The organism is Pantoea sp. USHLN298 (genome assembly GCF_037149395.1).
GTDB lineage: Bacteria > Pseudomonadota > Gammaproteobacteria > Enterobacterales > Enterobacteriaceae > Pantoea > Pantoea astica.
Genome location: NZ_JBBCRO010000006.1, coordinates 357,592 through 370,421, shown reverse-complemented (window position 1 = coordinate 370,421; position 12,830 = coordinate 357,592). Strand labels below are relative to the sequence as shown.

Annotated in this window: 15 protein-coding genes; 13 read left to right on the top strand and 2 right to left on the bottom strand. The window is 55.2% G+C overall.

Annotated features, from left to right (window positions below; genetic code table 11):
- Positions 1–51: 51 nt before the first annotated feature.
- Positions 52–738, top strand: a complete 687-nt coding sequence (locus tag WFK59_RS17460; RefSeq protein ID WP_336756637.1) for a hypothetical protein — start codon at positions 52–54, stop codon at positions 736–738.
- A 22-nt stretch (positions 739–760) separates the two neighbouring features.
- Here the strand turns inward: WFK59_RS17460 and fbp are convergent, their stop codons facing one another.
- Positions 761–1,768 carry a class 1 fructose-bisphosphatase gene (gene fbp, locus WFK59_RS17455; protein ID WP_094120585.1) on the bottom strand — a complete coding sequence of 336 codons (1,008 nt, stop codon included), beginning with the start codon at positions 1,766–1,768 and terminating at the stop codon, positions 761–763.
- A 168-nt stretch (positions 1,769–1,936) separates the two neighbouring features.
- On the opposite strand from fbp, the gene mpl reads away from it, so the two are divergent.
- Both mpl and WFK59_RS17445 read left to right on the top strand, forming a co-directional pair.
- Positions 1,937–3,289, top strand: coding sequence for a UDP-N-acetylmuramate:L-alanyl-gamma-D-glutamyl-meso-diaminopimelate ligase (gene mpl / locus WFK59_RS17450; RefSeq protein WP_233987027.1), 1,353 nt, complete (start codon positions 1,937–1,939; stop codon positions 3,287–3,289).
- 353 nt (positions 3,290–3,642) lie between these two features.
- A complete protein-coding gene (locus WFK59_RS17445) occupies positions 3,643–4,383 on the top strand; it encodes an oligogalacturonate-specific porin KdgM family protein (RefSeq protein WP_233987028.1) in 741 nt (246 codons plus the stop codon).
- Between the two features lie 40 nt (positions 4,384–4,423).
- On the opposite strand, the gene yjgA is transcribed toward WFK59_RS17445, so the two are convergent.
- Positions 4,424–4,966 (bottom strand): ribosome biogenesis factor YjgA, encoded by a 543-nt coding sequence (gene yjgA / locus WFK59_RS17440; RefSeq protein ID WP_233987029.1) that lies wholly within the window; start codon positions 4,964–4,966, stop codon positions 4,424–4,426.
- Positions 4,967–5,080: 114 nt separating this feature from the next.
- Between yjgA and pmbA the strand changes: the two genes are divergently transcribed.
- From pmbA to dagF, 10 genes are all read left to right on the top strand, one after another.
- Complete coding sequence (gene pmbA, locus WFK59_RS17435; RefSeq protein WP_336756634.1) at positions 5,081–6,421, top strand: metalloprotease PmbA; 1,341 nt, start codon at positions 5,081–5,083, stop codon at positions 6,419–6,421.
- 67 nt (positions 6,422–6,488) lie between these two features.
- Positions 6,489–6,875 carry a cytochrome b562 gene (gene cybC, locus WFK59_RS17430; RefSeq protein WP_336756632.1) on the top strand — a complete coding sequence of 129 codons (387 nt, stop codon included), beginning with the start codon at positions 6,489–6,491 and terminating at the stop codon, positions 6,873–6,875.
- Between the two features lie 295 nt (positions 6,876–7,170).
- Positions 7,171–7,506 carry a glycine dehydrogenase gene (locus tag WFK59_RS17425; protein WP_233987032.1) on the top strand — a complete coding sequence of 112 codons (336 nt, stop codon included), beginning with the start codon at positions 7,171–7,173 and terminating at the stop codon, positions 7,504–7,506.
- A gap of 13 nt (positions 7,507–7,519) precedes the next feature.
- Positions 7,520–7,876, top strand: coding sequence for an SFCGS family glycine-rich protein (locus WFK59_RS17420; RefSeq protein ID WP_009087404.1), 357 nt, complete (start codon positions 7,520–7,522; stop codon positions 7,874–7,876).
- Between the two features lie 2 nt (positions 7,877–7,878).
- Positions 7,879–8,178: a DUF4312 family protein gene (locus WFK59_RS17415; protein WP_336756630.1), complete on the top strand. Its 300-nt coding sequence runs from the start codon at positions 7,879–7,881 to the stop codon at positions 8,176–8,178.
- Positions 8,179–8,309: 131 nt separating this feature from the next.
- Positions 8,310–9,086 (top strand): DUF4311 domain-containing protein, encoded by a 777-nt coding sequence (locus tag WFK59_RS17410; RefSeq protein ID WP_094120579.1) that lies wholly within the window; start codon positions 8,310–8,312, stop codon positions 9,084–9,086.
- Between the two features lie 12 nt (positions 9,087–9,098).
- On the top strand, positions 9,099–9,740 hold the full coding sequence (locus WFK59_RS17405) for a DUF4310 family protein (RefSeq protein WP_094120578.1): 642 nt from the start codon (positions 9,099–9,101) through the stop codon (positions 9,738–9,740).
- Between the two features lie 43 nt (positions 9,741–9,783).
- Positions 9,784–10,914, top strand: a complete 1,131-nt coding sequence (locus WFK59_RS17400; RefSeq protein WP_336756628.1) for an amidohydrolase/deacetylase family metallohydrolase — start codon at positions 9,784–9,786, stop codon at positions 10,912–10,914.
- Positions 10,898–12,019 (top strand): DgaE family pyridoxal phosphate-dependent ammonia lyase, encoded by a 1,122-nt coding sequence (locus WFK59_RS17395; protein ID WP_233987035.1) that lies wholly within the window; start codon positions 10,898–10,900, stop codon positions 12,017–12,019. The genes WFK59_RS17400 and WFK59_RS17395 overlap by 17 nt, the downstream gene beginning before the upstream one ends.
- On the top strand, positions 12,016–12,756 hold the full coding sequence (gene dagF, locus WFK59_RS17390; RefSeq protein WP_233987036.1) for a 2-dehydro-3-deoxy-phosphogluconate aldolase: 741 nt from the start codon (positions 12,016–12,018) through the stop codon (positions 12,754–12,756). Before WFK59_RS17395 ends, dagF begins: the two co-directional genes overlap by 4 nt.
- Positions 12,757–12,830: the final 74 nt, after the last annotated feature.

Here is a 12,830-nt window from a genome sequence, read left to right as displayed (position 1 = left end):
TTCGCTAACATTGCCCGCAGACCATCATGTTACAGAATCGGGAGCAAAGACGTGTACGCTTCAGTTATTGAAAACCTCGACAAATTATTGTCCACATATGAACATTCACCGCTCTTTTTTATGTTAATAGTGGGTCTGTTTTTTGTGGCGGGGATACTTCGCTGGCTCGCTAAGAATATAAAGGGCGAACACCTCTTCCAGCATACAATTAATAATAAAATGCGGTTCATAAAGAATGAACTCAGTGAGGGGTTAGTGAGCGAGCGGGAACAAGCGCAGCTGACAAGCCGTTATATCACCCTGTTAAACCAGAAAATATATGGGGTAAAAAATAGCGCCATTCAGCAAGAAGTTATTAAAATTATCGATACATCCAGCGAAATCACAAATTTTAAATATTTTGCCGTACATCAGTATACGCTCAGCCTCAGCCGTAACGGCCGATTATACTTTAACAGAGAGAAGATAAATTCCCGGTTCTTTACTGCTATTGCGCTGTTAATCTGCAGCCTGTGCCTGCTGGCTCTGGGCTTTTTGATGATTTATGCGAGCCTTTTTATCGGGCTGGTGGTCTGCACGTTGAGTCTTGTTTTATATTTCGCCGGGCTGGATCACTTTCCGGCTAGCCCGGGTATGCGTAAGCGGGCAGAAGAAGAGATAGAAAAGTATTACCAGCATTGTGATGCCAGCGATAGCCGCGAAACGGAAAAAAATAAGCCTGCATTAAGCAGGCTTTGAATATGTCACTACCGACGCCAGATTATCCCTGACGGCAATCCGGGAACTCGGCCAGGAAACGCTCAACGTCGTTAACCATCGCCTCATTGCCGCAGTAGAACGGGCAGCGCTGATGCAGCGTGACCGGTGGAATATCCAGAATACGTTTCTGACCATCGCTGGCCTTACCGCCCGCCTGCTCAGCCAGGAACGCCATTGGGTTGCACTCATACAGCAGACGCAGCTTACCTTGCGGATGGCTGGCGGTGCTTGGATAGAGATAGATGCCGCCCTTGAGCAGGTTACGGTGGAAATCAGCGACCAGCGACCCGATATAGCGGGACGTATAAGGACGGTGTGTCGCGATATCCTCTTCCTGACAGAACTTCAGATATTTCTTCACGCCCTGAGGGAAACGGATGTAGTTACCTTCGTTAATCGAATAGGTATAACCGGTTTCCGGGAAGGTCATCCGCTCGTGGCTGAGGCAGAAGACGCCCAGTGACGGATCGTAAGTAAACGCATGTACGCCCGCGCCAGTGGTATAAACCATCATGGTCGATGAACCGTACACCACGTAACCGGCAGCGACCTGCTTGTTGCCAGGCTGCATAAAGTCAGCTTCGACCACCGGCGTACCCGGCTCGCTGACGCGGCGATAGATAGAAAAGATGGTACCGACAGAAACGTTAACGTCGATATTCGATGAACCATCCAGTGGGTCCATCAATACAACATATTTACCGTTTTCTTCACCTTCAAAGATAACGAACTCGTCCTCTTCTTCAGACGCGATACCGGCGACGATGCCACGGGCTTTCAATGCCGCTTTCAGTTTTTCGTTGGCGAACAGATCTAACTTCATCTGCTGCTCACCCTGAACATTCTCAACCCCACTGGCACCGAGAATATCCACTAAACCGGCTTTATTGATGTCGCGGTGGATAATTTTGGCACCCAGCTTGATGGCTGAAATCAGCGCCGTCAGTTCACCTGTGGCGTGCGGAAAGTCGTGTTGCTTCTCGACGATAAATTCGCCCAACGTTTTCATAACACATTCCCTGAATCTTCGATGGAGTGGCAGCATGCGTAACAGTCTGCCAACGTATGCGTACGCAGTTTAGCCGATTGAACTTCAAAAACCATAGTCCTAATCCGTTTCTTCCGTCTTCGAGCGGCGTTACACTGTGCGCCGAACTTTTGAGTAATGGATCTCGTTATGCGCATTCACATCCTTGGGATTTGTGGCACTTTTATGGGCGGTCTGGCGATGCTGGCCCGTTCGCTCGGCCATCAGGTGACCGGTTCGGACGCCAATGTTTATCCGCCAATGAGCACGCTGCTTGAGCAGCAAGGCATTGAATTAACAGAAGGTTACGACGCAGGCCAGCTCGACCCGGCGCCTGACTTAGTGATCATCGGCAATGCTATGACGCGCGGCAATCCATGTGTGGAAGCGGTACTGGAACGCAACATTCCTTACCTTTCTGGCCCGCAGTGGCTGCACGATTTCGTGCTGCGCGATCGCTGGGTGCTGGCAGTGGCAGGAACCCACGGCAAAACCACCACCGCCGGCATGGCAGCGTGGATTCTTGAGGCCTGCGGGCTGGAACCCGGCTTCATTATTGGTGGGGTACCGGGAAATTTCGACGTTTCCGCAAAATTAGGAAAAAGTCCATTCTTCGTTATTGAAGCGGATGAGTACGATTGCGCGTTTTTTGATAAGCGCTCCAAGTTTGTCCATTACTGCCCGCGTACCCTGATCCTCAATAATCTTGAGTTCGATCACGCCGATATATTTGACGATCTGCGGGCGATCCAGAAGCAGTTTCACCATCTGATCAGGATCGTGCCGGGACAGGGCAAGATCCTGCTGCCCGAGAACGATCACAACCTCAAACAGGTTATGGCGATGGGCTGCTGGAGCGAGCAGGAGAACGTTGGCGATCACGGTCGCTGGCAGGCCAGGAAGCTCACCGCGGATGCCTCGCACTGGGAAGTGTGGCTCGACGGTGCGAAAGTGGGCGAAGTGAACTGGTCGCTGGTCGGTGAACACAATATGCATAACGGGCTGATGGCGATTGCGGCAGCGCGGCATGTTGGCGTGAAGCCGGAAGATGCCGGCCAGGCACTGAACAGCTTTATCAATGCGCGTCGCCGGCTGGAGCTACGCGGCGAGGTCAACGGCATCAAAGTCTATGACGACTTCGCCCATCATCCGACCGCGATTCTGGCTACCCTGGCGGCGCTGCGCAGCAAAGTAGGCGGCACGGCACGGATTCTTGCGGTGCTGGAGCCTCGCTCCAATACCATGAAAATGGGCGTGAACAAAAACGAGCTGGCGCCCTCACTGGCGCGCGCTGACGAAGTCTTCCTGTTCCAGCCGCATCATATCCCGTGGCAGGTCTCAGACGTTGCTGACGCCTGTATGCAGCCTGCACACACCACGGCGGATATCGATACGCTGGTCTCAATGATCGCTAAAGCGGCACAGCCGGGGGATTCGATCCTGGTGATGAGCAACGGTGGTTTTGGCGGCATTCATCAGAAATTGCTGGATAAGCTCGCCTGAGTTAATAAGCGCCCGAATCGGGCGCTTAATTTATTATTATCTTTCTCATTTAATGATTTATTTAATCAGAAACAACGCCGCATAATTTGAATGTGATCTGCATACTCTTCCTGCTGTTGCCATATTGATCAACTTTCTGTCTAAAGCAGAAAGGCTTATTCCGTCAATAATTCCTAGCATCGTCTTTGTCATCATCGGATTAATAAACGGACTTTACGTTAATGAAATAATTAACCGGTGTTTATGATGTGCGCTTTATTATTTTGGCACGCTAATTTAAACGTACGTTAATTTTGGGTTAATTGAATGCGTTAAATTTAATGGCCCTGATGATTATGAATAAGGATGTTGTCATGGGAAAGAACAGATTACGGCGCGTCGCGCTGAGCATCATGCTACTGACCACTTCTGCCGCCGCGCTGGCGACGGCCACCGTCGATTACCGACATGAGTATCGTCTTCGGGATCGGACCCATTACGATAAGCTGGGGCTGAGCACCACGCTGCCGGATAATATGTGGCTTGGGGTTGAAACCAAATTTAAAACCGGTGGCGCCGATCCCAAAGATAAATATTATAACGACACGGTGTTAAACGTAGTGGAAGTGACCTTTCTGAAATCGTACTTCTGGGGAAACTGGACGCTATCGCCTTTTATTCAGCCGGAGTTTAACTCTTCACGCACCGAATGGAAGTTTGGTGTGGCGCCCTGGTACAAAGTTAATGAAAGCTGGTCTCTTGGCGGGCTCTACCGACTGGAACTGACCGATTATGCGCACGACGATCAATGCCGCACCGGCGGAATCGATTATTGCGATACCGATCGGCACCGTACCGCTAACCGGTTTGATCTCTATCTGCGCAATAAAACCGATCGGCTGACCACCACCTACAAGCTGGTCTATAAACATGCGGATGCCCGGCTATTTGCTAACCGGCATGATGATTATGAGCAGGAATTACAGTTCGACTATGCGCTCGGCGATCGGCGCGTCTGGGTGCCGTATGTGACCTTTGGCGATATTGGTCGCTCGGCCACCTCCAGCGAACGCCAGTTGCGATTGCGGACCGGCATTCTCTACATCTATCGCTAAGCAGCCTGAAGGCGGGCGATCCTGCCCGCCCCGACATCGCTTAGCTTTCGGCCAGCTCGCGCAGATACTGAAAGATCTGTCGCGCAGATTTCGGCGGCTTGTTGCCCGCTTTCTCTTTCTGCGCATTGCGGATCATGCTGCGCAGTTGCTGACGATCGGCCTGAGGATAAAGGGCGATCACATCCGTCATCGCATCATCGCCTTGTTCAATCAGACGATCGCGCAGCATTTCCAGTTTATGGAACAGCGCAACCTGCTGGTTATGGCGATTATTGAGCTTATCCAGCGCAACGCGGATCGGCTCCACATCAATACTACGCAGCAGTTTACCGATCAGCTGCAACTGACGGCGGCGACCCTCTTTCTTGATGCGCTGTGCCAGTTCGACTTCGGCACGCAGGCGCTCATCCAGCGGGATTTTATCCAGCGAGTTTTTACCCAGATCAACCAGTTCGGCACCCAGGCGTTTCAGCTCTTCAGCGTCGCGCTTTATTTCGCTCTTACTGACCCAGATAATCTCTTCATCTTCTTCTTCATGATTATCTGGCACATCGTCGAGCCACTCATCGGGCTGTTTGGTCATTAGTGGACTCCCAAAAAAAGAGGCTAATCCTACCAGTTTATCGGGTGACTGCGAAATTGTTCTCTGACTCTGATAGACTCAAATCATACATACATAAGATTAGACGGCAGGTCGATGAACGTATCTACTCAGGTTGCAGAACAGCGAAAAGTGTTGGAGCAGGCGATTGCGCAGGCGCTCGAACTGGCTAAAGCAAGCACTGACAGCGCGGAAGTGGCGGTCAGTAAAACCACTGGCATCGGCGTCAGCACCCGCTATGGTGAAGTGGAAAACGTCGAATTTAACAGCGACGGCGCGCTAGGCATCACCGTTTATCATCAGAATCGTAAAGGCAGCGCCTCGTCGACCGACCTCAGCCCGGATGCGATCAAGCGTACCGTGCAGGCGGCCATCGATATTGCGCGTTATACCTCACCTGATCCCTTTGCCGGTCCGGCAGATGCTGACCTGCTGGCGTATGACGCGCCCGATCTGGATCTCTACCATCCGTGGGAGATCGATGCCGATCGCGCCATTGAACTGGCGGCGCAGGCGGAACAGGCGGCGCTGCGGGCAGACAAGCGCATCATTAACACCGAAGGCGGCAGCTTCAACAGCCACGTCGGCATCAAAGTATTTGGTAACAGCCACGGTATGTTGCAGAGCTACTGCTCCAGCCGTCACTCGCTCTCCAGCAGCGTGATTGCCGGGCAGGATGGCAACATGGAGCGCGATTACGCCTATACCATTGGCCGCGCATTTGAAGATTTGCAGAGCCCGGAGTGGGTGGGTGCGGAATGCGCACGTCGTACGCTGTCGCGTCTGGCACCGCGTAAACTCTCTACCATGAAAGCACCGGTGATTTTTGCATCTGAAGTGGCCACCGGTCTGTTCGGTCATCTGGTTGGAGCGATCAGCGGCGGCAGTGTTTACCGCAAATCAACCTTCCTGCTGGATTCGATGGGCCAGCAGATCCTGCCAGAGTGGCTGACGATTAATGAGCAGCCGCATCTGCTGAAAGGGCTGGCATCGACCCCGTTCGACAGCGAAGGCGTGCGCACCCAGCCGCGTGACATCATTAAAGATGGCGTGCTGCAAACCTGGTTAATGACCAGCTACTCAGCCCGTAAACTGGGCCTGACCAGCACCGGTCATGCTGGTGGCATTCATAACTGGCGTATCGCTGGCCAGGGCCACAGCTTCGACGATCTGCTGAAGCAGATGGGCACCGGTTTAGTGGTGACCGAGTTGATGGGACAGGGCGTCAGCGCCATTACCGGCGATTACTCACGCGGTGCGGCCGGTTTCTGGGTTGAGAACGGTGAAATTCAGTATCCCGTCAGTGAAATCACCATTGCCGGCAACCTGAAAGAGATGTGGCGCAATATGGTGACCATCGGTGATGACATCGAAACCCGCAGCAATATCCAGTGCGGCTCGGTGTTACTGCCCGAAATGAAGATAGCGGGACAATAAGAAAGATGGATTCTGAAAGCAGCCGGTTGGCTGCTTTTTTTTCATCACAATAAGAAAGGAAAGAGCGATGCGTAAGCTTGTGATTGCAATGTTGTCTGCTTCTCTGTTGTTCTCCAGTGCCAGCCTCTATGCGGCCGATCTGGAGCAGGATATGGATACGCTGAATGCCAACCTGAAGATCGTCAAAAAAACCGACGATGCACAGGAGATGCAGCAGGCGCTGACCAAAATGCGTACCGCAGCGCAGGATGCGCGACAGGGCACGCCGGATAAGCTGGAAGGCCAGCCGGCTGACAGCCCACAGGTGAAAGATTTCCATGCCGGTATCGACTCGCTGATCGCGCAGATCGATGTGGTCAGTGCGCTGGCGAAAGCCAACAACGTGGACGGGGCGAAACGCGAAGCCGCGAAGTTCGACGACATCCGCAACGTTAACCATAAGAAATTCCGTTAACGCCAGCGCCGGTCACCCCTGACCGGCGTTTTTCATCATCACTTCTGCTTATTACCCGGCGTATTGCCACTTTCTCCGATCCATCCCACCGCACAGCCTGCGCACCTTATTCGCCCCATTTACGCATTTCACGCATTCTGCGATCTGTGTCGCACTAAGCGTGCAGCCTGCGATCTGGCGCACAGGCCTCACCTCGATTTCCACTTGATGCTGGAAATGTTGCGTCTCCACAGGCCGTGCTATCAGGGGTAATTTATTTTTAACGCGAATTATCCGGTCTGACAGGAGTAGCAAGGTGAGCAATAACGGCGTTCCGGTGCATGAAGCGCCACCGGAGAAAGTGCAGCAGCTGGCTGACAGGGTGATGGCGCAGATTGCGACGATCTACCAGCAGCACGGTATTGAGCCGAATGCGGTTCAGCAGCAGATGCTGCTGTCACATGTCGGGGCAATGGCGTCGCGTTCGCTGAGCGGTGAGCCGCTGCCAGAAGTGGAAGCCGAGCTGTTTGAGGATATCCCGCCGGAAACGCTGCAGCTGGCGCAGCAGGTGGTGGATCTGTTTGGCAATCTGCCACGCGAAGAAGCATGGCTGCTCTCGGTGCATATCGAAGTTGCCCGATCAAACAACTGATGAGGAAGTGAACATGGTAACTGTAGTGATTGGCGATCGTTTAGGTAAAGGGCAGAAAGTCGCGGCAGGCATCGAGAAAGCCGGTGGACGCGCGGTCGTGGTACCCGGCGTGGCGGCAGACATGAAGCTCGGCGACGTGATGAAGGCGGAAAACGCCGACTTCGGCATTTCGTTCTGCGGCAGCGGCGGCGCAGGTGCGATTACCGCCCAGAACAAATATGGCTACAAGGCGAAACATGGCATGCGATCCATCGACGAAGGCGTCACCGCCATCAACGAAGGTGCCACCGTATTGGGTTTCGGTTTCATGGATAAAGAAGAGCTGGGCGAACGGCTGGTGCAGGCCTGGAACAAGAAGCACGGCAGCTGATCATGAAAGAACAATACGTTACGCAGGTGACGGTAGAGGGTAAAGGCGACAGCAAAGCGAAAGCCTTTGCCGATGCCCTGAGTCGCGTACAGAACCAGGTTCTGCGCGCGACGCAAAAAATTCTGCTGCGCATTGAGCCCCAGGATGTCCGGGTGCTGCGCGCACAGGAGAGCGTCAGAACCGAGAAATTTCTGTTCTTCTTTTTGGCGCGTCAACGGCGGAGCTACAGCGTCGAGCTGGAGATCACCGTCAGCGTCACCGTTTTCGACACCGAACAGGTGGCGTTTACCGTGACACCGTAAAAACAGAACCCTTTCACGTCAGAAAGCCGCTTGTCCGACGACGCGCTGGCCGTTTGTCACGCGACGGGCAGGCTGTGGCAAGACGACGGCTGAGGCGTGCCGGGTAAAAACGACAACAAAGGTACAACAACATGTTTTTAATCATTTTGTTTAAGTCGTTGATCATTGGGGGGCTGGTGGGCGTCGGCGTCGGTGCTGGCGCGGCGCGGATGTTTCACGCACCCACCACTCAGGGAATGGGCGCTTTTCGTACGCTGGGGGAACTCAACTCGTGCGAGGGCGATCCGGCTTCTCACTTCTCCTTTGGTCTTGGCTTCTTCTTTAACGCCTGGGCATCTTCTGTTGCAGCCGGATCGTTCACCCAGGATGTGGACCACCGCATCATTCCAAACTGGGGCGCCGCGGCGCTGATGGTCAAAAACCGCAACGTGGCGGAAACGCTGCACAACCCGAAAAAGATGGCTATCGCCTGCGGCATTATCGGCATGTTCGTGGTGGCCTTCCTCAACTCTACGGCATCAGCCGTACCGGCGGCGCTGCAGGTTACCGCAGTGAAAGTGCTGGTACCGGCGGCTAACCTGCTGGTCAATACCGTTATGCCGGTGATCTTCTGGCTGGCAGCGATCGATGCGGGTCGCAAATCGGGCTTCTGGGCCACCATTTTTGGCGGTCTGGCGCAGCTGATCATGGGCAACGCCGTACCGGGACTGGTACTGGGTATTTTGATCGGCAAAGGCGTGGAAGAGAGCGGCTGGAACCGGGTCACTAAAGTGATGATGACCGCCATTGTATTGCTGTTTGTTCTCAGTGGCTTCTTCCGCGGTTTCGACATGAAGTTGTTGCAGTCATTTCAGCTCGGCATCCCTGGCTGGCTCGATATGATCCACAACTCAGTCAGTGGCAAATAAGAGGCGATGCTGATGAACGAAAATAAAGGCTTCTGGTACGCCGACTGGTCATTCCCGATCTTTGTTGGCCTGCTCTCATCCGGCGTGTTTGCCGGTACGCATATGTATTACCTGTATGGCATCGGCGCCTTCAACGAGGTGGCATTTGTCTCAATGCTGCGTGCGGGCATGGAAACCGGCGTCTACGGCGCGGTCGCCGCATTCGGTGCCAGCTTCCTGTTCGCCCGCATCATTGAGGGATCGCTGGTCGGTATTCTGGATATCGGCGGTGCGATTCAGACCGGTGTCGGGCTGGGTGTACCGGCACTGCTGCTGGGGGCGGGCATCGTCTTCCCGGTGGCCAACTTCGCCGCCTCGCTGGCGACGGGCCTGGTGATCGGTGTGGCGATTGGCTACCTGATTATTCTGGCGCGTAAGTTCACCATCAATCAGAGCGACTCCACCTACGGTGCTGACGTGATGATGGGTGCCGGTAACGCCTCTGGCCGCTTCCTTGGACCGCTCATCATTCTGTCAGCGATGGCGGCGTCGATTCCGATTGGCCTCGGGTCGCTGCTGGGTGCGTTGCTGTTCTACCTGTGGAACAAGCCGATCACCGGCGGAGCCATCCTCGGTGCGATGATCCTCGGTGCGATTTTCCCCATCGCGCTCTGATGTCACCGGCGGCCCGGCAACGGGCTGCCGTTAAGGAGTCCCCATGTTCGATTTAATCATTCGCCGTGCGCGCCTCTGTGATGAACGGGTGGTGGATATTGCCGTACTGGACGGCAAAATTGCGGCCATCGGCGAAGTAAACGGCCAGGCACGCAGCGAGCGCGATCTGGCTGGCCGCGACTACCTCAGTGCAGGCTGGATCGATTCCCACGTTCACTGCTACCCAAAGTCCCCGATTTACCATGATGAAGCCGATGCCATCGGCGTCAGTCAGGGCGTCACCAGCGTGGTGGATGCTGGCAGCACCGGCGCGCAGCACATTGATGATTTTTATCAGCTGACGCGCGCCGCGCAGACTCAGGTCTATGCGCTGATCAATATCGCCCGCACCGGCATTGTTACCCAGAACGAACTGGCTGATATGTCGCAGATTGATGGCGAGGCGGTGGCGCAGGCGGTGGTGCGATTGCCCGACTTTATCGTCGGCCTCAAGGCGCGGATCAGCAGCAGCGTCGTGGGTAAAAACGGTGTTCAGCCGCTGGTGAAAGCCAAAGCGATCCAGCAGGCGGTGGGCGGCCTGCCGCTGATGGTCCACATCGGTAACAATCCGCCCGATCTGGCGCAGATTGCCGATTTGCTGACCTCTGGCGACATCATCACTCACTGCTTTAACGGCAAACCCAACCGCATTCTGACGCCGCAGGGCGAGCTGAAAGCGGCGGTAAAACAGGCGATGGCCCGTGGCGTCAGACTGGATGTGGGTCACGGCAGCGCCAGTTTCAGTTTTGAGGTAGCCCGTGTCGCCATCGCGCAGGGCATTCTGCCCGACACCATCAGTTCCGACATCTACTGCCGCAATCGGCTGACCGGACCGGTTCACAGCCTGGCGCACGTGATGTCGAAATTTTTCAGCGTCGGCATGACGCTGCCGCAGGTGATTAACTGCGTCACCGCCCACGCGGCGGACGGCCTGCGTCTGACGCGCAAGGGCCGGCTGGAAGTCGGTTACGACGCCGATCTGACCATTTTTACCGTGAAAGAAGAGACCCGACCCTTTATCGATTCAGAAGGTGAACAGGTCGCGGGTGAGCAGCATCTGGTCCCGCTGGCGGCAGTGGTCGCCGGCCGGTGGATCGCGATTAAAGAGGGAGCAGTGAATGAGCTCGGTATATGAAAAGTATGGCCTGAAGCCGGTGATTAACGCCTCTGGCCGTATGACGATTCTTGGGGTTTCAACTCCGAGCAGTGATGTGATCGATACGGTGAAATATGGTCTCGATCACTACTTCGAAATGAAGGATCTGGTGAACAAGACCGGCAGCTACATTGCCGGATTACTTGGGGTAGAGAATGCGCTGGTGGTCTCCTGCGCCTCCGCCGGCATCGCTCAGAGCGTGGCGGCGGTGATCGTCAAAGATAACGACTGGTTGCTGGACAATCTGCACGCGGCGCCACTCAGCGTGCCGCATCATATCGTGGTGCCGAAAGGGCATAACGTCAATTATGGCGCGCCGGTCGGCAGCATGGTGACGCTGGGCGGCGGACATCTGGTGGAAGCGGGCTACAGCAATGAGTGTTCGCCAGCGCAACTGGCGGCGGCGATCACTCCGCAGACTGCCGCGATCCTCTATGTAAAATCGCATCACTGCGTACAGAAAAGCCACCTCGACGTGGCGCAGGCGGCGGCAGTGGCACGTCAGCATGGCGTGCCGTTGATCGTCGATGCGGCCGCAGAAGAAGATCTGCAATGTTATTACCAGGCGGGTGCGGATCTGGTGATCTACAGCGGCGCAAAAGCGATCGAAGGCCCGACCAGCGGACTGGTGATCGGCCGTCATGACTATGTCGAATGGGTAAAACGCCAGACCAACGGCATTGGCCGCGCGATGAAAGTCGGTAAAGAGGGCATTCTTGGCCTGACGCAGGCGATTGAAAACTATCTGACTCAGCCGAAGATCAGCGGCGCGCAGATGGTGGAAAAGATGACGCCGTTTATTGACCAGCTTAATCAACTCAACGGCGTCACTGCCCGCGTGGTGTGGGATGCCGCCGGACGGGATATCGCCCGGGCCGAGATCGCCTTTGATGAAGCCACGATCCGACAGCGCACCGGCGATCTGGTACAGGCGCTGAAAAACGGTGAGACCGCCATCTACTTCCGTGGCTACAAAGCCAACGAAGGGATCATTGAGGCGGACGTGCGCAGCGTCAGTGCCGATCAGTTACAGACCATTTTTGCCCATATTCAGGCACTGTTAACCGGAGAGAAAAACGCATGACGCTGACACCCCATTTTTATCAGGATCGCCTGTGTCTCAACGTACTGGCGGGATCGAAAGAGAATGCGCGCGCTATCTGGCAGGCGGCAGAAGGACACGTACTGGTCGGCGTTCTGTCGAAAAACTACGCCAGCAATGAGGCGGCGATCGCGGATATGCGGGAATATGCCGCGCTGATCGACAATGCGCTGTCGGTCGGCCTCGGCGCGGGCGATCCGGGTCAGTCGCAGATGGTGAGTGAGATCTCCGCCGTGCTGCAACCGCAGCATGTCAACCAGGTGTTTACCGGCGTCGCCACCAGCCGTGCGCTGCTGGGTCAGTCGCAGACGGTGGTTAACGGGTTAATCTCGCCCACCGGCACGCCGGGCAAGGTAAAAATCTCCACCGGACCGCGCAGTGCGAAAAGTGATGACGCGATCGTCCCGATTAGCACCGCCATCGCGATGCTGCAGGACATGGGCGGCAGTTCAGTGAAGTATTTCCCGATGGGCGGACTGCAGACGGTGGAGGAGTATCGTGCCGTGGCGGACGCCTGCGCCAGACAGGATTTCTGGCTGGAGCCGACCGGCGGTATCGATCTGGATAACGTTGAACAGATCATTCGTATCGCGCTGGACGCCGGCGTCAGTAAAGTGATCCCGCACGTCTACAGTTCGATCATCGATAAAGCCAGCGGGGAAACCCGGATTGAAGATGTGCAGCAACTGCTGGCAATCTGTAAAAAGCTGCTGGCCTGAGGAGCCTCGTCTGACGCCTGCCCGTTGAATGGCGGGCGTCAGGCAATATGGACGTTGCCCCACGATCCCCGTAG